General features: G+C 61.2%; 17 protein-coding genes and 1 tRNA gene. 2 read left to right on the forward strand and 16 right to left on the reverse strand.

What is annotated here, in order from left to right:
* Nucleotide 1: 1 nt before the first annotated feature.
* From CSC67_RS11355 to CSC67_RS11380, 6 genes are all read right to left on the reverse strand, one after another.
* A complete protein-coding gene (locus tag CSC67_RS11355) occupies nucleotides 2-613 on the reverse strand; it encodes an NADH-quinone oxidoreductase subunit C (protein ID WP_118994630.1) in 612 nt (203 codons plus the stop codon).
* Between the two features lie 46 nt (nucleotides 614-659).
* The gene (locus tag CSC67_RS11360; RefSeq protein ID WP_017524972.1) at nucleotides 660-1,136 is read right to left on the reverse strand and encodes a NuoB/complex I 20 kDa subunit family protein; all 477 of its coding nucleotides are present in this window, start codon (nucleotides 1,134-1,136) and stop codon (nucleotides 660-662) included.
* A gap of 100 nt (nucleotides 1,137-1,236) precedes the next feature.
* Nucleotides 1,237-1,596 (reverse strand): NADH-quinone oxidoreductase subunit A, encoded by a 360-nt coding sequence (locus CSC67_RS11365; RefSeq protein WP_118994741.1) that lies wholly within the window; start codon nucleotides 1,594-1,596, stop codon nucleotides 1,237-1,239.
* Nucleotides 1,597-1,840: 244 nt separating this feature from the next.
* A complete protein-coding gene (locus tag CSC67_RS11370) occupies nucleotides 1,841-2,992 on the reverse strand; it encodes a porin (RefSeq protein ID WP_118994631.1) in 1,152 nt (383 codons plus the stop codon).
* A 287-nt stretch (nucleotides 2,993-3,279) separates the two neighbouring features.
* Nucleotides 3,280-4,416, reverse strand: a complete 1,137-nt coding sequence (locus CSC67_RS11375; protein WP_118994632.1) for a porin — start codon at nucleotides 4,414-4,416, stop codon at nucleotides 3,280-3,282.
* Between the two features lie 611 nt (nucleotides 4,417-5,027).
* Nucleotides 5,028-6,179, reverse strand: coding sequence for a porin (locus CSC67_RS11380; protein WP_118994633.1), 1,152 nt, complete (start codon nucleotides 6,177-6,179; stop codon nucleotides 5,028-5,030).
* 594 nt (nucleotides 6,180-6,773) lie between these two features.
* Between CSC67_RS11380 and CSC67_RS11385 the strand changes: the two genes are divergently transcribed.
* Both CSC67_RS11385 and CSC67_RS11390 read left to right on the forward strand, forming a co-directional pair.
* Complete coding sequence (locus tag CSC67_RS11385) at nucleotides 6,774-7,676, forward strand: aspartyl/asparaginyl beta-hydroxylase domain-containing protein (RefSeq protein ID WP_118994634.1); 903 nt, start codon at nucleotides 6,774-6,776, stop codon at nucleotides 7,674-7,676.
* Between the two features lie 91 nt (nucleotides 7,677-7,767).
* Nucleotides 7,768-8,136, forward strand: a complete 369-nt coding sequence (locus CSC67_RS11390) for a hypothetical protein (protein WP_118994635.1) — start codon at nucleotides 7,768-7,770, stop codon at nucleotides 8,134-8,136.
* A 2-nt stretch (nucleotides 8,137-8,138) separates the two neighbouring features.
* On the opposite strand, the gene CSC67_RS11395 is transcribed toward CSC67_RS11390, so the two are convergent.
* The 10 genes from CSC67_RS11395 to CSC67_RS11440 all read right to left on the reverse strand — a co-directional run bounded on the left by CSC67_RS11395 (nucleotide 8,139) and on the right by CSC67_RS11440 (nucleotide 16,499).
* Nucleotides 8,139-8,951 carry a response regulator transcription factor gene (locus CSC67_RS11395; RefSeq protein ID WP_118994636.1) on the reverse strand — a complete coding sequence of 271 codons (813 nt, stop codon included), beginning with the start codon at nucleotides 8,949-8,951 and terminating at the stop codon, nucleotides 8,139-8,141.
* Between the two features lie 118 nt (nucleotides 8,952-9,069).
* Nucleotides 9,070-9,948, reverse strand: a complete 879-nt coding sequence (locus CSC67_RS11400; protein ID WP_167752859.1) for a DMT family transporter — start codon at nucleotides 9,946-9,948, stop codon at nucleotides 9,070-9,072.
* 32 nt (nucleotides 9,949-9,980) lie between these two features.
* Nucleotides 9,981-11,594, reverse strand: coding sequence for a sensor histidine kinase (locus CSC67_RS11405; RefSeq protein ID WP_118994637.1), 1,614 nt, complete (start codon nucleotides 11,592-11,594; stop codon nucleotides 9,981-9,983).
* A gap of 330 nt (nucleotides 11,595-11,924) precedes the next feature.
* Nucleotides 11,925-12,009: transfer RNA gene (locus CSC67_RS11410), tRNA-Leu, on the reverse strand.
* 96 nt (nucleotides 12,010-12,105) lie between these two features.
* Nucleotides 12,106-12,645, reverse strand: coding sequence for a preprotein translocase subunit SecG (gene secG, locus CSC67_RS11415; protein WP_118994638.1), 540 nt, complete (start codon nucleotides 12,643-12,645; stop codon nucleotides 12,106-12,108).
* Nucleotides 12,646-12,662: 17 nt separating this feature from the next.
* Nucleotides 12,663-13,415: a triose-phosphate isomerase gene (gene tpiA / locus CSC67_RS11420; RefSeq protein WP_118994639.1), complete on the reverse strand. Its 753-nt coding sequence runs from the start codon at nucleotides 13,413-13,415 to the stop codon at nucleotides 12,663-12,665.
* A gap of 235 nt (nucleotides 13,416-13,650) precedes the next feature.
* A complete protein-coding gene (locus CSC67_RS11425; RefSeq protein ID WP_118994640.1) occupies nucleotides 13,651-14,628 on the reverse strand; it encodes an NAD(P)H-quinone oxidoreductase in 978 nt (325 codons plus the stop codon).
* Nucleotides 14,629-14,697: 69 nt separating this feature from the next.
* On the reverse strand, nucleotides 14,698-15,108 hold the full coding sequence (locus CSC67_RS11430) for a hypothetical protein (RefSeq protein WP_118994641.1): 411 nt from the start codon (nucleotides 15,106-15,108) through the stop codon (nucleotides 14,698-14,700).
* A gap of 11 nt (nucleotides 15,109-15,119) precedes the next feature.
* Nucleotides 15,120-15,668, reverse strand: a complete 549-nt coding sequence (locus tag CSC67_RS11435) for a hypothetical protein (RefSeq protein ID WP_118994642.1) — start codon at nucleotides 15,666-15,668, stop codon at nucleotides 15,120-15,122.
* A 60-nt stretch (nucleotides 15,669-15,728) separates the two neighbouring features.
* A complete protein-coding gene (locus CSC67_RS11440) occupies nucleotides 15,729-16,499 on the reverse strand; it encodes an OmpA family protein (RefSeq protein WP_118994643.1) in 771 nt (256 codons plus the stop codon).
* Between the last annotated feature and the right edge of the window lie 61 nt (nucleotides 16,500-16,560).

The following is a 16,560-nucleotide window of genomic DNA, read 5'->3' on the forward strand; positions in this document are numbered from 1 at the left end:
TTTAACGCTCTATTCCGTAGCCTTCTTCGCGCACGATGCGGGGGGTGATCTCGCGCGGCTCGATGGTGACCGGCTGATAGATCACGCGCTTCTGCTCGGTGTCGTAGCGCATTTCGACATGCCCCGACAGCGGGAAGTCTTTACGGAAGGGATGGCCGATGAAGCCGTAGTCCGTCAGGATGCGGCGCAGATCGGGATGCCCCTCGAAGACCACGCCGTATAGATCGAAGGCCTCGCGCTCGAACCAGTTGACACTGGGCCAGACGTCGACCAGCGAGGGCAGGATGGGGAATTCATCGTTCGGCACCCACGTGCGCACCCGCAGGCGCCAGTTGTGGGACACCGACAGCAGGTGCAGCACCACCGCATAGCGCTGCGGAAACTGCGGCGCCGGCTGGTCGAAAGCCGGCTGGCCCCACATGGAGTAGTCGACCGCGCACAAGTCGATACAGGTGGCGAAATCGAGCGCCGGCTGGTCGCGCAGGGTCGTGCAGGCGTCGACCCATTGGTCGGAGGCCACGTCCAGCGTGAGTTCGTTCAGGGCTTCGACAAGCGCGGCGCCCTCGCCGAATTGCGCCAACAGATTGGATTTCAGTGTTTCAAGCCGGGTCATAGCAAGCCATCAACCGTTGAATAAAGGGATTGGTCGCCGGTCATGCCTAGCGCGCAATCGTGTTCGTGAGACGGATCTTGTTCTGCATTTGCAGCAGCCCATAGACCAGAGCCTCGGCCGTGGGCGGACAGCCCGGTACGTAAACGTCGACCGGCACGATGCGATCGCAGCCCCGGACAACGGAATAGGAATAGTGATAGTAGCCACCGCCATTGGCACAGGAGCCCATCGAGACCACCCAGCGGGGCTCGGGCATCTGGTCGTACACCTTGCGCAGGGCCGGGGCCATCTTGTTGCACAAGGTGCCCGCCACGATCATCAGGTCGGACTGCCGCGGGCTGGGACGGAAGATGATGCCGAACTGGTCCAGGTCGTACCGCGCCGCGCCGGCGTGCATCATTTCGACCGCGCAGCAGGCCAGGCCGAAAGTCATGGGCCACAAGGACCCCGTCTTGGCCCAGTTCAGAAATTTATCTGCGCTGGTCGTGATAAAACCTTCTTTGAGTATGCCGTCAATAGCCATGATTTTGCCTTAACGCTTGTACAGCGAGGGGCACGGCGAACCGGTATGAGCCGTGCCAAATAAGTTGCGATGCGGTCCATGCCGCGATGAAAGCCGGCGCCTACTCCCAGTCGAGCGCGCCCTTTCTCCATTCGTAGACGAAGCCGACGGTGAGCACCGCCAGGAACACGACAACCGTCCAGAACCCAACGAGGCCCACTGCGTCGTTGGCAATTGCCCACGGAAACAGGAAGGCGATTTCGAGATCGAAAAGAATGAACAGGATGGCGACGAGGTAGTAGCGCACGTCGAACTTCATGCGCGAGTCGTCAAAAGCTTCGAAACCGCACTCGTAGGGGGACAGCTTTTCTTCATCGGGGCGATGAGGCCCAAGCACCCGTCCCACCGTCAAGAGCGCAAAACCTATCAAGATCGCAACAATAATAAACAGCAAGACGGGAAAGTACTGTTGCAGGTTCATGCCCAACATCCAATCACGATAAGTAAACTGGTCGATTGTAGCATTTCGAGCGGCTGCGACGCTGCCTGACGCCGCCGCGCCTGCGCCGACTGCCCTCTCTTACACGTCCATTTGGCCAGGCGAAAAAAAACCACCCTGAAAGGGTGGCCGGAATTCCGTCCGGAGTGCCAGGTAGACTCGACCATGCCCGGACGGAAACCGAAAGGCCGCGGGCCGTAGCCCGGGCCGACTCGGAGCGGTTTTCTTAGAACTGGTGACGCATGCCGACACCAACCAGGGTGGACTTCAGGTCGTCCTGGAAGGCAACGTTCTTGGCATACGAACCGACAGCGTAGATGTTGGTACGCTTGGACAGCGGGTAGGTGTAGCCCAGGCTGTAGACGTTCTGCTTCTCGTCGTCTCCGGCGGTGCCGCGCGGATCAGCCATGCCCCAGGAGGCCATGACTTCACCCGGGCCCACGGGGGCGCTGAGGCCGACCGTGTAGGAGTTGACGCGCATGCCGTCTTCGACCACCAGCGCGCCGGCGGTATCCAGGTCGGCAAAAGTGATGCCCTGGAACCAGCCATTGCGCGTCTGGCCGAAGCCTGCGTGCAGACGGGCCACCGAGAAGTCATAGCTGGCACCCACGTTCCACGACTTGACCTTCACGCCGCCATCGGGGTTGGGCGTGCCATCACCGAAGGACTCGGGCGCTTCAAACTGGTCGTAGGTAGCGGCCAGGCCGATCGGGCCGTTCGCATAGCGAAGGCCGGTGGTCCAGGCATGGGTGTTGGGATCGTCGCCGCCGCTTTGACGGAACTGCTGCGAACCGTTGGCGTTGAACGAATAGCCGACGCCGAACTGGAAGCCCGAGAAGTTCGGGGTCTGGTACATGACCATGTTGTCATAGCGCAGGCTGGCCGCCGAGTTGAACGTGGTGCCGGCCGCCGCTTGGCCGAAATCGACGCCGAAGGGGCTGGCGACGTCGGCAAAGTACTTGGTGGCGATGTTGGTCTGGCGACCGAGATCCAGGCGACCCCAGGCATCGGACTGCAGGCCGACGGTGGCCTGACGACCGAACATGCGGTTGCTGTTACCCAGCGCCTGGCCGGAAACGCCCGTGCCCAGGTCGAAGCCGCTTTCCAGCACAAAGACAGCCTGCAGGCCGTCGCCCAGATCTTCCGTACCCTTCAGGCCCCAGCGGTTGGCGGAGTTGATGCCGTTGATCATGCCGGTGCGCTTGCCGTTGTACTCGACGGGCTCACCAGTGACAGGGTCGGCGACCGTGCCCTTGAGTTGCTGGTAGCCGATACCCCCGTCGACGATACCGTACAGCGTCACCGACGTTTCTGCATGCGCCGCACCGGCAGCAACAAAGCCGGTAGCGAGGGCAGCAGCGAGCAGAGTCTTTTTCATTTGAGAAATCTCCGTAGATTTGATTTGATCTGATTTGGTTTAGCGACAGCGCAGATGTGTCTCTGCTTTTGGGTTTGTCCGCCGCTGGGGACATGACGACTGTTGCAATAAAATCGAAACATGCCGTACACATGGCCATACTAAACCTGCCCACGGAGCTTTTAAAAGAAAAACCACTCCGAAGAGTGGTTTTAAGTCCACGAAACGTAAGTTCGTGTTTCAGGCAAGGTTTTCCCTAAACTGGAAAACCCTGCCAGGTCATAGCGTTACCGCTATTTTGCGGCCAATTAGAACTTGTGGCGCAGACCGACGCCAACCAGGGTGGCCTTCAGGTCGTCCTGGAAAGCCACGTGCTTGGCATACGAACCGATGGCGTACACGTTGGTGCGCTTGGAGAGCGCGTAGGTGTAGCCCAGGCTGTAGACCTGCTGCTTCTCGGCTTCGTCTTCGCTGCGGGGATCAGCCATGCCCCAGGAGGCCATGATCTCGCCATTGGCGCCCACGGGAGCGCTCAGGCCCAGCGAGTAGGAGTTGACCTTCAGGCCGTCTGCGGGAACGTAGCCGCCGGCGTCCAGATCGAACGAGCCGTCAACCGTTTCAAGCGCGCCAAACCAGCCGTTGCGAGCCTGGCCGAAACCAGCGAACACCTTCACAACTTCGAAGTTGTAGCTGGCGCCCAGGTTCCAGGAACGCACGGTGATGCCGGCTTCGTCGGCAAAGTCGCCGCCCAGAGTTTCGCGGACCTTGATCTGGTCGTAGGTCAAGCCGGCAGCCAGGGGGCCGTTGGCATAACGCAGACCGGTGGTCAGGGCGCGGTCGTTGGGCTGTTCGCCGCCGTTGGTCTTGAAGCGCTGGTTGCCTTCGGTGTTGAAGGAGTAGCCAACGCCAAGCTGGAAGCCGGAGAAGCTGGGGGTCTGGTACATGACCAGGTTGTCGTAGCGGATGCTGTTCAGCGCACCGAAAGTGGTGCCCGACTTGGCTTGACCGAAGTCGGTGCCGAAGGGGGTCACTACGCCGGCCAGGTATTTGGTGGCGATGTTGGTCTGGCGACCGAACTCGAGCTGGCCCCAGGCGTCGGACTTCAGGCCGACCGTGGCTTGGCGGCCGAACATGCGGTTGCCTTGGCTGGCGGTGCCGCGGCCCAGGTCGAAGCCGTTCTCCAGCACGAAGATGGCCTGCAGGCCTTCGCCCAGGTCTTCCGTGCCCTTCAGGCCCCAGCGGTTGGCCGAGTTGATGCCGTTGATGAGGCCGGTGCGCTTGCCGTCGACGTCGACCAGGTCGCCGTCATCGTTGGCGATCGAACCCTTGACGCGCTCGTAACCGATGCCGGCGTCAACGATACCGTACAGCGTGACCGAGGTTTCGGCTTGGGCGACGCCGGCGAAGCCAGCGATCAGAGCAGCAACAAGCAGACTCTTTTTCATGTTTTGAATCTCCGTAGATTTGACTAACCAGGCAGTGAAGCACTTAGACTCACCGCCTTTAGAACTCCGCAGTGGAAGCTGGACGTATTCCAACAAAAAACCTGTTCGCTGGCTACGAACACGTCTGGAAACGTTTGCTTTTCTCCTGTTTCTGTAGCATTACTGCAACAAAAGTGTTGTTTTAAGGGGAGTTTCATTCGCCGAAGCGCCTACGCCGCTACATGGTCAAATCCATCGATTTCACGGAAAAAACAGTTCGAGTTTTTAAAATAAATTTTTAGTTCTCTACCTAATTAATTGTTTTTATTAGCTTATCTAATGTAGTTTTAGACAATTCCGAAATTGCCTCCTCGTCCTCGGCCCTTCCGGCCGACCAAGAGGCACGGGTATTCACCCATGGCTGGCCAGCCGCATCCAAATCAAACTACGCAGTTGCCCGGCGATTGCGGGTGTCTGTTGCAGCAAACATACTGAAATCTGCCGAAACATGCCGTTTCGTCGGCAAGCGTCCATGCCGGACGCTATGAAACCGACGAAACGTACTTCATCGCCCTGATCGGCTTCCGAACGCGGAAACCGTCGGACCGCAGCGTTACCGCTATTTGCGCCGGTTAGAACTGATGGCGCAGGCCGATGGCGAACTGGGTGGCCTTCAGGTCGTCGTAGAAATGGACGCCCGTGCCGTACGAACCCAACGCGTAGACGTTGGTGCGCTTGGAGAGCTTGTAGGTATAGCCCAGGCTGTAGAAGTGCTGCTTGTCCTGGCGGTCGTCGCCGAAACCGTCCTTGGGGTCGGCCATGACCCATGAAGCCAGAATCTTGCCGCTGGCGCCGACCGGGGCGCTCAGACCCAGGGTATAGGAGTTGACCTTGGCATCGTTGATGGCGCCCCAGGTCTGGCGGCCCGTCATGTCCTCGGTGCCGCCGATATCGCGATAGTCAATCGCCGACACGTGCTTGAACCAGCCGTTGCGAGTCTGGCCCACGGCGGCGTGCACTTCGACGACGTCGAAGTCGAAGCTGCCGGCCAGGTTCCAGGACTTGATCGCCGTGTCGCGGTCTCCGCCGATGCCGTCCACGCGCACTTCGGACGTCTTGTATTCGTCATACGACAACGCCACAGCCAGAGGGCCGTTGGCATACCGGGCCGCCGCGCCCCAGGCCTTGTCGTTCGGCTCGTCGCCGCCGCTGGTCTTGAAACCCTGCGTGCCGGCATTGCCGGTGAATGAATAATTCAGACCCAGCTGGAAGCCCGAGAACTTGGGCGTCTGGTACATGATCATGTTGTTGTAGCGGACGCTGTTGAGGGCGCTGAAGGCCGAACCGACAGAAGCCTGACCCCAATCCGGTCCGAAGGGGCTGGCAACGCCCGCCAGGTACTTGCTGGCCACCGTGGTCTGGCGACCGAAATCCAGCTGCCCCCAGGAGGAGGACTTGAGGCCGAGAGTCGCCTGGCGACCGAACATGCCGTCGCTTTGCGTTCCGTCGCTGAGGTTGAAACCGTTCTCCAGAACAAAAACAGCCTGCAGCCCCTCGCCCAGATCCTCGGCGCCCTTCAAGCCCCAGCGGTTGCCCCCCATGACTCCATTGGCCATGCCGGTGTTGCTGCCTTTGAAGCTTTCGCCGGTGGTGGGATTGGTGCCCTTGAATTGTTGGTAGCCGATACCGCCGTCGACACGGCCATACAGCGTTACCGAGGTCTCGGCTTGGGCGGCGCCGGCAAAGCCGGCAATCAGAGCAGCAACAAGCAAACTCTTTTTCATGTTTGAAAATCTCCGTAGATTGAGTAAAGGGCAGCGAAGGCTGGTTTGCCGCCGATCCAACTCCGCGAGCGGAAGTTGGAGGTATTCCAGCAAAGAACAGTGTTAGTGGCTACGAACATATCCGGAAAGCCCTGTTTTTCTCTCGATTCTGTTGCTTGAACACAACGAAATTGTTGTTTTTATGGCTTCAGCTGTAACAGAATTTTCTTATTTTGCGTCGCAATAAATCGCTTCAACCCAACCTTCATCCGCCCTTTGAAGACTCCCTATTTTTCTATTTATGCTTCTATTACTCTTTTATTTCAAGTAACTTACATTTCATTTTTATGACGCGACATGATTTGATGCGCCGCACTATCAAGACTCATAAATGTATCTTCCATGGGTTTTATCCTATATTTTTCTCATCAAAATTAGGTTAAAATTTTGCCCCAATAAATTCATGCACATGCGGCATGCCGACCGGCCGCCTTTGCAGCCTCCTTCCCGCGCCCTTCTTCCACCCGGCCCTTCGAGGCCATGCTTGCCATGCCCGGCCCACCACAAGCGCCGGCACGCGATAAAATCATTCATTGCCCATAGACAGGAATCCATATGATCAAGGCAGCCATCATCGCCCTGTGGCTGGGGTCGCTGACCTACATCTACTTTCGAGGCAAGGTTCGTCTCAGCTTCTTTCGCACGGTGTTCAATCACACCGCCCTGCTGGCGCCGGTCAATGCCTTCATGTATTTGTTTTCGGCCGTGCCGGCGCGCCCCTATATCTCCGACACCGGCATCAAGGGACTGGCCGCGCTCGATCAAAACTGGCAGGTGATACGCGAAGAAGCCGCTAATCTGGCGCAGGCCGAACGCATACGCGCAGCCGCCAACAACGACGACGCGGGATTCAATTCCTTTTTCAAGACCGGCTGGAAGCGTTTCTATCTGAAGTGGTACGACGCGGAACACCCCTCGGCCGGCGAATTGTGCCCTCGCACGGTGGCCTTGCTGCGCCAGATCCCCGAAGTCAAGGCCGCCCTGTTTGCCGTGCTGCCGCCGGGCGCCAAGCTGAACCCCCATCGCGACCCCTACGCGGGTTCGCTGCGCTACCACCTGGGGCTCGACACCCCCAATGCCGACGGCTGCTTCATCGAGGTGGACGGCCAACGATACAGCTGGCGCGACGGCGAAAGCGTGGTTTTTGACGAAACCTACATCCACTGGGCCGAAAACACGACGGACCAGACCCGCACCATCCTGTTCTGCGACCTGGAAAGGCCATTGAAATACGGCTGGGCGGCCCGTTTCAACCGCTGGTTCTCCCGAGTCGTCATGACGGCGGCGGCCTCTCCCAATCAGGAAGGCGACCAAGTGGGGCTGGTCAGCCGCCTATTCCGCATCTCGTGGGTGGTGGGCCAGTATCGGCGCAGGCTCAAACGCTGGAACAAAACCGTCTACCATCTGCTGCGGGCCGCCCTGGTCGTCGGCATCATTGCGCTGATCATTCTCATCTGACCCCTCACTGCGGCACGAGGCTTGCTGCGTTCTGAACGACCCGTCCGGGTTTCACACTTGAGTCTTTACCAAAGACCCTCAGGAGAACGCCATGAAAAAATCCATTGCCGCGATACTATGCTCTTTGCCCCTGGCCTGGGCCTCGATGGTTCACGCCGAAGGAGGCGACACGGTCAAACCCGACATGCAGGGCTCGCCAGCCACCTCTCCGGGCGATGCGCCGGTACCCGGCACAGACCGGGACACCCGCCACGACGGCAGTGCCTCGGACCGCATGGATCGCCAGCACCCTGCCGACCGGATGCCCGATGCGACCGGCCGCCGCGACTCCACTTCGGGCTCCATGGACAGCCCGGCTGACCGCAATCCCAACCCGGCAAGCCCCACCGACCGCGAAGGCCTGGAGTCCAATTCGACCTCGACCGACACCCCGCCCAACGTACCGCGCACAGCGCAGTAGGGCTATTGGCCCATTACCCGGTTCAAAGCCAGTGCATTTGCCAGCGCCTGACTGCGAAAAGAGGAAGGTGACGCGCCGACCGAACTGTTGAAGGCCGTCGAGAAATTGGCGGCGCTCGAGAAGCCCACCTTCCTCGCGATGGACCGTACGCTGAGCGTTGTATGGGTCAAGAGGTATTTGGCCTTGCGCATGCGTTCCTGGCGTATGTATTCGGCCACCGACATGTCGAGGCAGTTCTGAAAGGCCTGGGCCAGACGCCGCTCCGGCACCGATACCGCCTCGGCAAGATCGGCGAGGCGCCGGATGTCGGGCAGCCGCTCTTCCAGATGCTTTTTGGCGCGCCGAACCAGGTTCCAATCGTCCCGCTCTCCGGAGCGGGACGTTTCTTTTCTTGTGCCGCGATCATCGCGCAGCATGAGAGACAAGCGCAATTGCGCCTGCACCCGCTCGATCAGCTGCCCCACGGTAAAGGGCTTGACGAGATAATCCAGCATTTCGCTGCGCTCGGCGACATCGCGGCCGTTGAAATGCTTGGCGGTCGCATAGAACAGCACCGAGATGTCCTCGGTGACGGGATTCCCTCGCAGCATGCGCTCCAATGCGAAGGCATCCAGGCCCGGCGTCTGGAGGTTCATCAGGATCATGTCGGGCCGTGACTGCAGCGCCAGCTCATAGGCCTCCCGGCCCTCGCCGGCCACGCTCAGGTGAAAGTCATTGCCGCGCAGCATCTCCTTGAGAAGATGCTGCTCTTCGGCGCTGCCGTCGACGATGAGCAGATGGGCGGCAGGCAGGGGGAGAGAAATAAAGGCCTTCACAAAAAGACAAAATTCGTTTGAACAAGAGCAGGCCTTATATATAAAAAATGGCTTGACAGCTGTCCAAGAATTTCATCCGGGCTTGACGTTTGTTGACAGTGGACGCTTCGAGGCGGGCTCAGGAAGGCGTCTTTTCGCTGCGCTCGTGGAATAGCGCGACATAGATGCCGCTGCCTGCAATCAGCAAGGCGCCCATGTAGAACCAGCTGGTGGGTATTTCGTGCCAGACCAGCCAGCCGAACAGCGTGGCCCAGATCAGGCCGCTGTAGTCAAAGGGCGCGACGATGGAGGCCGGGGCCACGCGAAAGGCCTGGGAAATCAGGCCCAACCCCAAGGTGCTGAACAGCGCGATGCCGACAAAGCCCAGCAGGTGTTCGGACTGTATGGGCTGCCATACCGGCACAGACAAAGGCCCGGCAAAAACGGCCTGGCCCAGCGCAAGATAGAGCATCATGGTCAGCATGCTTTCCTGGGCCTTGATGTAGCGCGCCGTCGTCATCATGACCGCGTAGGCCAGCGCCGTGGCCAGCGGCAGCAACGCGGCCCATTGCACGTGGCCCGGATCGGGACGCGCGACCAGCACCACGCCGGCGAACCCGATGCACAGCGCAAGCCAGCCGCCCAGCGCGACCTTTTCTTTCAGGAACAGCACAGAAATAATCGTGACGAAGAACGGTGCGCTGAAAGCGATGGCCGTGGCCTCGGCCTGGGGCAGCATGGTCAGGCTCAGGTAAAAGCAGTATGCCGCCGCCACATTGAGGGCCCCGCGCAGCAGATGTATGCCCGGATGCATGGTCTGCAGCGCTTGGCGTCCGCCCGCCGCCGCGGCCAGGCCCAGCAGGACGATTGCGGCCAAGCCGCCGCGCAGAAACAGGATCTGCATGGGGGAATACATATGCCCCAGCCATTTAGCCAGTGTATCGCTGACCGTCAGACAGAAGATGCCGCTCGTGATGCAAGCGATGCCCAGCGGGACGCGTGAAGAGGAAATACTCATAGGCGCCCATCATACCCAAAAGCGGCGTGAAGTCAGCCTCGCTGGGCCAATTCATGAATTGCGTCGAAATTCAGTTCATCGAGCGCCGCTTTCACCGCAGTTCTGAAGCCGTCATGGCATGACGAAGAAAATACCGCCGATTCGAGCAGATCATCGATGTCGCTATAGCTGCCCTGAAGGGCGTACTCGGCCAACTGCTCCCGCACTACCTTGGGAAGCTTGCCGGCCGGCAGGGACTGTTGGGCGGCTGCCGCCGCGCCCGTCTCTAAATTTGATTCAAGCGGCCGCCATCCCGCCGGCAACAGGCTACTGGAGCATGCCGGCACCCGCAGCACGAGCGAAAAACAGCTGCCTTTGCCGGGCTCGCTGGCCACCTCGAGCACGCCGCCCATATTCTTTGCAATTCTCTGTGCAATGTACAGGCCCAGACCCGTGCCGTGCCATTTCTCGTCGGGACGCTGATTTTCCTGAAAGAGCATGGCGAGTAAATCGGCCTCGATGCCCGGCCCCGTATCCAGGACCCTGAACTCGAGCGTCGCCGACCCGGGCTCTGCGGGCGACGCCGCCACATGAAGCGCAATGTCGCCATGGCGAGTCGCCAGCGCCGCATTGGAAATCAGATTGAGCAGGACCTGCTTCAGTCGGCGTTGGTCGGTCTGGATATGAGCTGGCAGCTCGGTCAGGACGCGCAGCGAGAAGTCGTTGTTCCGCGCAAGGCACCATGTTCGGCCATGGACACACAGCTCGGTCAGAAAGGCGTCGACCTGGACGGGCCTGGGATCGACCTTCAGCAAGCGAAAGTCATCGTGCCCGCCCGCAAGAATATCTTCGATCAGCGAGGCCTGATACTGCGTGCTGCGCTCGATCGCCCGCATATGGGCAATCTGTTCCGGACTCGCCGTTTTTTCCAGCAAGCGCAGATTGCCCACGATGGTCGCCAGAGGGGCGCGCAGGTCGTGGCTGATGAGGCTGAGGTTCTTGTCGCTGATGGTTTTCGCCCTGGCATTTCGTTGGACGATGGTGACGATCAATGCAAGCGCGAACGCCGGGGCGAAGGCGTAGATCGAAACCTGGGTGAATATCCAGTATGCGCTGAAATCGAAGCCATAGTCGCCAGATGGTTTGGTCGTCACGAGCAGCGCCCGAGGCACGGTGGTAAGCGTGAACAACACGAAGGCGTAATACGCCACCCGTTCGGCCAACAGCCCCTTGCGCAGGTTTCGGGCCACCACCGCCCCATGAGAAAACACCAGGAAAACGGCGCCGTTCAAGCAGTACGACCGCATGACCCCGTTCTCTTCGATGAACAGGAAATATGCCCGGCACGCCAAGGCGGCAATCAGAATTGCCGCCGGCGCCGCATAGCGGGGCCTCGCCCCGGACAGGGCGATCAGCCCCTGCGCGAAAACAGTGACGGCCACCAGGTACATCATGCCGCTGAACAGTACGTTGTAGGCGCGGCTTGAAGGAACGAGGATGACCTGCGACGTGACTCCGGCGGCATAGAACAGATAGCTCAGGCCGAAGTAAAACAAATACCGCGGCCGCCGCGGATCGGCGCGCCACAGCGCCAGAACGCCAAGAGCAATGAGAACCACCACCAGGGGATGGGCAAGCGCAAGCTGAATACCAGCGTCATTCAACATAAATTGACCCCAACCATGTCGACCCGGACAGCGCCGCCGAGATTTTCAGAGTTGTTTCTTCAATTATGTATCAGTTTTCTATGTTCAGCTTTTTGCCAGGAAGCGATTCCTCGCGGCGCCTCTTGCTGCGTCCCCCAAGGGGCCGTTTCGCCGGCGCGCCCAGAGACAAAAATACCCACGCCGCGCAGGCTACGCCTGCTTGCTGCCCCCCATGGGGACTTTTTTGCCTTGGGGTGGCCCGGCGACAAAAAAACCCGCATGAACGTCGTTCATGCGGGTTTCTGATGTTCTATCGGTCGTTGACTGGATCGAACGGACCGATCTCAAATTTGGTGCCGACGGCGAGACTCGAACTCGCACAGCTCTCGCCACTACCCCCTCAAGATAGCGTGTCTACCAATTCCACCACGTCGGCAAATGCAAAGAACGCAATTTTAGCATGTTTTTCACAATACAAATCGCCAAACGTCGGCGGCATTGCAAAAAGTGCGGCGATCATGCCTTTGAAGCATCAGGGCGCGGACTGCGCGGGAGCGTCGGGGGCCTGAGGCACCTCGGGCTGAGCGGGCGCAGCGGACTGCCCGGCCTGAGAACCGGAAGGCGCCTGGGGCACTTCCGAGGGCGCTTGCGGCGCCTCGCCGGCAGCGCCAGTCGGCGCAGCGGGCACGGCCGCCCCGTTGGACGCAGGCGCGGCCCCCTCGTTGCCGGCCGGCGCAGCTTCTCCCGGCACCGTCGGCACGGCGCTGCCCGAAGCGGGCGGCGGAGGCGCCTGGTAGTCCTGCATCAGGCCGCCATCCAGAATGGAGTCGCCCGTGCGATGCGCCGTATAGGCCAGGCCGATGGTCGACAGGAAGAAAACAATGGCCGCCCACTTGGTCATGCGCGACAGAAAGTTTGCAGCGCCCGAAGCGCCGAAAATACTGCCCGCCGAACCGCTGCCAAAGGACGAACCCATGTCAGCGCCCTTGCCCTGCTGCAGCAGAACGAGCACGATGATGCTGAGCGACGTGATGACCTGAATCGCCAGAAGTAAAGGTGACAACCAATTCATTGAAATGACTCCGAAGCCTATGAGGCTGCAATGCGTAAAAATTCGTCCGCCACGAGCGAGGCGCCGCCCACCAGCGCTCCGTCGATGTCGGGCATGGCGAACAGGCTGGCAGCGTTGTCGGCCTTGACGCTGCCGCCATACAACACCCGCACCTGAGCCGCGTCCACCGTGGCCAGGCTGGCGCGGATGGCGGCGTGCACGTCCTGGGCCTGCGCCGGCGTGGCGCTGCGGCCGGTGCCGATGGCCCATACGGGCTCGTAGGCCACCACCAGCCTGGAAACCGCCTGGGAACCCAGCGCCAGCACCGGCTCGAGTTGACGCTGGATGACGGCGAGCGTCCGGCCCGCGTCCTGTTCGTCCAGCGTTTCGCCCACGCACACCACGGGGGCGAGGCCGGCAGCCAGGGCCGCCTTGGCCTTGGCCGCAACGAGATCGTCGGTTTCGGCATGCATGGCGCGGCGCTCGGAGTGCCCCACCAGCACCCAGGTGCAGGCGAAGTCGTTCAGCATTGAAGCGGAAACTTCGCCGGTGTAAGCGCCTTTTTCGTGGGCGCTGACGTCCTGGGCGCCCCAGGACACGGCACTGTTTTCAAGCTGCGAACGCGCCTGGGCCAGATAGGGAAAAGGCGTGCAGACGGCAAGCGTGCAGTAGTCGGCCAGGATGCCCGCCCCGGCGCGCAGATCGGCCAGCAGCTTGGCATTGGCCTCGAGCCCGCCATGCATCTTCCAGTTGCCCATGACGAGGCGCTTGCGAAAAGAAGCAGTATTCATTGAGTTCCAAAAGCGGCAACCGCCCCAATGCGCCTCAAACGCGCCCGGGCAGCCACCTTGGCATGGTGCTTTCGTGCAGCCGGCCCCAAAAGGGCCGATCACAACTATAAAAATCGAGTTAACCGGGCATTATATCGCGTTACGCCCCCGGCATCCAACAGCTGCACCATGCAGCGTGGCTCCCGAACCCCGCTGGGCCCGCCGGGGGCGCTTTCCCGCCCACACGAGCGCGCTACTACACGGTAAGGATCAGCTTGCCGATCTGCTCGCCCGCCTCCATCATGGCGTGTGCATCGCACGCCCTGTCCAGCGGGAAGGTCTTGTGCACGATGGGCTTGATACGCCCCGATTCGAGCAGGGGCCACACGTGGCGCTGCAGCGACTGCGCAATGTCGGCCTTGAATTCGACGGGACGCGGACGCAGGGTGGAGCCGGTGACCGTCAGGCGCCGGCGCAGTATCTGGCCGCAGTCTATGGTGGCCTTGCTGCCGCCCAGCACCGCAATGATGACGATGCGGCCGTCGTCCGCCAGGCACTTGAGGTCGCGGTCGATGTAGTCGCCCGCCACCATGTCCAGAATGACGTTGACGCCCTTCTTGTCGGTTGCACGCCGGATTTCCTCGACGAAGTCCTGGCTGCGGTAGTTGATGCCCAGCACCGCGCCGAGTTCTTCCGCCGCCCTGGCGCGCTCGTCGCTGCCGGCCGTGGCATACACTTTGTTGCCCATGGCCGTGGCCAGCTGGATTGCCGTGGTGCCGATGCCGCTGGCCCCGCCGTGGACCAGCAGGGTTTCGCCCTGGGCCAGACGGCCCCGGTCGAACACATTGCTCCAGACGGTGAAATAGGTTTCGGGCAGACCGGCCGCCTCGATCTCGGACAAGCCCTTGGGTATGGTGAGACATTGCGCGGCCGGCGCCACCACGTATTCGGCGTAGCCGCCGCCCGACACCAGGGCGCAGACCTTGTCGCCCACCGAAAAACCGCCGGCGGCGGCATCGCCGGACACAATCTCGCCCGCCACTTCCAGGCCGGGCAGATCGGAAGCGCCGGGAGGCGGAGGATAGACGCCCTGGCGCTGCAGCACGTCGGGCCGGTTGACCCCCGCGGCGGAAACCTTGATCAGCACCTCGCCCGGACCCGGCTCGGGCATGGCGCGCTCGATCGGCACCAGCACCTCGGGACCGCCCGCTTTCGTAATTTCCACCGCTTTCATATCGACTCCTGTATTCGTTGACCTCGCAAGGCGGCCCGTTTTCGGGATGCGCTTGCACCGCAAGCGTCATTATCGCCCATGCGGCGCAGAGCACTGCATGGGCGATGAGGCGCTTGCAAGTTCGCTCAAAGCGTCCAGGATATCGTCGGTGCTCGCCGACCTGGGCAGGCAGACGTCGGCGCCCGCGTACAGGCCCCGTTCGCTGGCCAAGGGCATGGCGTCGGTCAAGAGCATGATCGCCGCGTCATCCACCCGACGCAGCGCTTCAGTCACGGCGTATGGGTCGAAATCGCCGCTGGAGTCGCCGTCGATGACCAGGACACGCAAACGCCTGGCCGTATGGCCCACCTCGGCCGGACTGGTGGCAATGACTGTGTGGAAGCCGGCATTGGCAACGGCATTGTGCAATGCCAGGAAATCCACGAAGCGCGTCGAACGGGGCGAACTGAGAAGCAGGAAGACGATGTCGGCGTCATACATGGGGCGCAGGCTTAAGAGCCGCCGCGCATCATCCTGACGATCGCCTGGCTGTGCTGAACGCTTTGCGTGCCGACCAGCAAGCGGCCGTCCCGGATGGTTTCGCCTATTTGAGCGACGCTGACCAATTGCCCCTGCACGCTGAGCAGCAGGTAGTGGCCGCGGGCCTGTTGCGTAATGCTGTGCAGCTTGGGTATGCCCCGCTCGTTCATCTCGAGCAGGACGAAGGTGCCGCTGGGTCCGCTCACGGGCGACACGCGTCCGATGTCGGACTGGGTCAGCACCGGCTGAGGCAAGGCGTACAAAGGCGTCTTGCCTCCGGCATCGACTTCGATCAGCGCCGGCTCTTGCTGCTGTTGCGCCAGATGCAGAGTGATGATGGTGGCCGATCGCGGTTGCGGCGCACTGCGGGGCGCAGCCGCGGCGGCGGGCGGCGCGCTCTGGCTTCTGACCGAAGGAGGAACCGGATCCACGGGCTGAGGCACTTGGTTCGGCGCGGTGTGCTGGCATGCGGCCAGGCCGGCCATAAGCACCGCCGCCGTCAATTTGAGCAGGATATTCATTGTTTTCTGAAATAAAAAAGGCCGGCCAGGAATCTCCTGGCGGCCTGTTGGGCACCAACGCTAGCGCTGGCCCTGAACCTCGATGTCGACACGGCGGTTGGGCGCCAGGCAGGCGATCAGATCGCCGCGGTCTCGTTGATCACACTGCACCACCGGCCTCTCCTCGCCGAAGCCCTGCGCCACGATCACTGAGGCGGGGATGCCCTCCGCGGCCAGAGCGCGGCGCACCGACTCGGCCCGCTGCTGCGACAGGCGCTGATTGGACGCCGCATCGCCGATCCGGTCGGTATGGCCCGAAACCGTGATCCGCTGCACCTCGCGCATCTGTTTCAACTGCCCGGCAATGTCGCGCACCGTGCTTTGGCCTGCCGCCGTGAGCACCGCGCTGCCAAAGGCAAATCCGACGTCGCCCGAAAGCGAGAACGGCTTCACGGGCGCCGGCTGGCTTGGGTTCAGGATGTCGGCGCACTCGGCGGGAGCCCAGTGGAAGCTGCGCGCAATCTTTTCATTGTCGAACAGCACCTTGAACTGGCAGGTCTTCAGGCCCTGGGGCGTGTTGAAATGGAACAGGTAGTCCCACTCGCGCACCCGGAAGCCTTCAGAGAAATGCGGCCGGCCCAGCAGATCGTAGAGCTGATCGCGCGTCACGCCGTCCCGAACCTGGCGCAGGTTGTCGATGTTGGGGAATGAGCCCGTGTGAAACGTCGCTTTGTCCACGTCGGGGAACACCGGTTCTTCGGTCTGCCCGTTGGCGTCCACTTTGCTCAACGTACCGCAGCCTGCCAGGGCAAAGCCGACCAGAACAGCGGCTCCAATCAATTTTTTATTCATGATGTGAATTCCTTCAAGGATAAGTGCGGCGCATCGGCATGGTGCCGGCCGATGCGCCTTC

The organism is Pusillimonas caeni, assembly GCF_003545815.1.
In the GTDB taxonomy this organism is placed as follows: domain Bacteria; phylum Pseudomonadota; class Gammaproteobacteria; order Burkholderiales; family Burkholderiaceae_B; genus Pusillimonas; species Pusillimonas caeni.

Coding starts and splice junctions, on each gene's coding strand:
- CSC67_RS11355 (WP_118994630.1), bottom strand. CDS start 613: ATGACCCGGCTTGAAACACTGAAATCCAATCTGTTGGCGCAATTCGGC.
- CSC67_RS11360 (WP_017524972.1), bottom strand. CDS start 1,136: ATGGCTATTGACGGCATACTCAAAGAAGGTTTTATCACGACCAGCGCA.
- CSC67_RS11365 (WP_118994741.1), bottom strand. CDS start 1,596: ATGAACCTGCAACAGTACTTTCCCGTCTTGCTGTTTATTATTGTTGCG.
- CSC67_RS11370 (WP_118994631.1), bottom strand. CDS start 2,992: ATGAAAAAGACTCTGCTCGCTGCTGCCCTCGCTACCGGCTTTGTTGCT.
- CSC67_RS11375 (WP_118994632.1), bottom strand. CDS start 4,416: ATGAAAAAGAGTCTGCTTGTTGCTGCTCTGATCGCTGGCTTCGCCGGC.
- CSC67_RS11380 (WP_118994633.1), bottom strand. CDS start 6,179: ATGAAAAAGAGTTTGCTTGTTGCTGCTCTGATTGCCGGCTTTGCCGGC.
- CSC67_RS11385 (WP_118994634.1), top strand. CDS start 6,774: ATGATCAAGGCAGCCATCATCGCCCTGTGGCTGGGGTCGCTGACCTAC.
- CSC67_RS11390 (WP_118994635.1), top strand. CDS start 7,768: ATGAAAAAATCCATTGCCGCGATACTATGCTCTTTGCCCCTGGCCTGG.
- CSC67_RS11400 (WP_167752859.1), bottom strand. CDS start 9,948: ATGAGTATTTCCTCTTCACGCGTCCCGCTGGGCATCGCTTGCATCACG.
- CSC67_RS11405 (WP_118994637.1), bottom strand. CDS start 11,594: ATGTTGAATGACGCTGGTATTCAGCTTGCGCTTGCCCATCCCCTGGTG.
- secG (WP_118994638.1), bottom strand. CDS start 12,645: ATGAATTGGTTGTCACCTTTACTTCTGGCGATTCAGGTCATCACGTCG.
- tpiA (WP_118994639.1), bottom strand. CDS start 13,415: ATGAATACTGCTTCTTTTCGCAAGCGCCTCGTCATGGGCAACTGGAAG.
- CSC67_RS11425 (WP_118994640.1), bottom strand. CDS start 14,628: ATGAAAGCGGTGGAAATTACGAAAGCGGGCGGTCCCGAGGTGCTGGTG.
- CSC67_RS11430 (WP_118994641.1), bottom strand. CDS start 15,108: ATGTATGACGCCGACATCGTCTTCCTGCTTCTCAGTTCGCCCCGTTCG.
- CSC67_RS11435 (WP_118994642.1), bottom strand. CDS start 15,668: ATGAATATCCTGCTCAAATTGACGGCGGCGGTGCTTATGGCCGGCCTG.
- CSC67_RS11440 (WP_118994643.1), bottom strand. CDS start 16,499: ATGAATAAAAAATTGATTGGAGCCGCTGTTCTGGTCGGCTTTGCCCTG.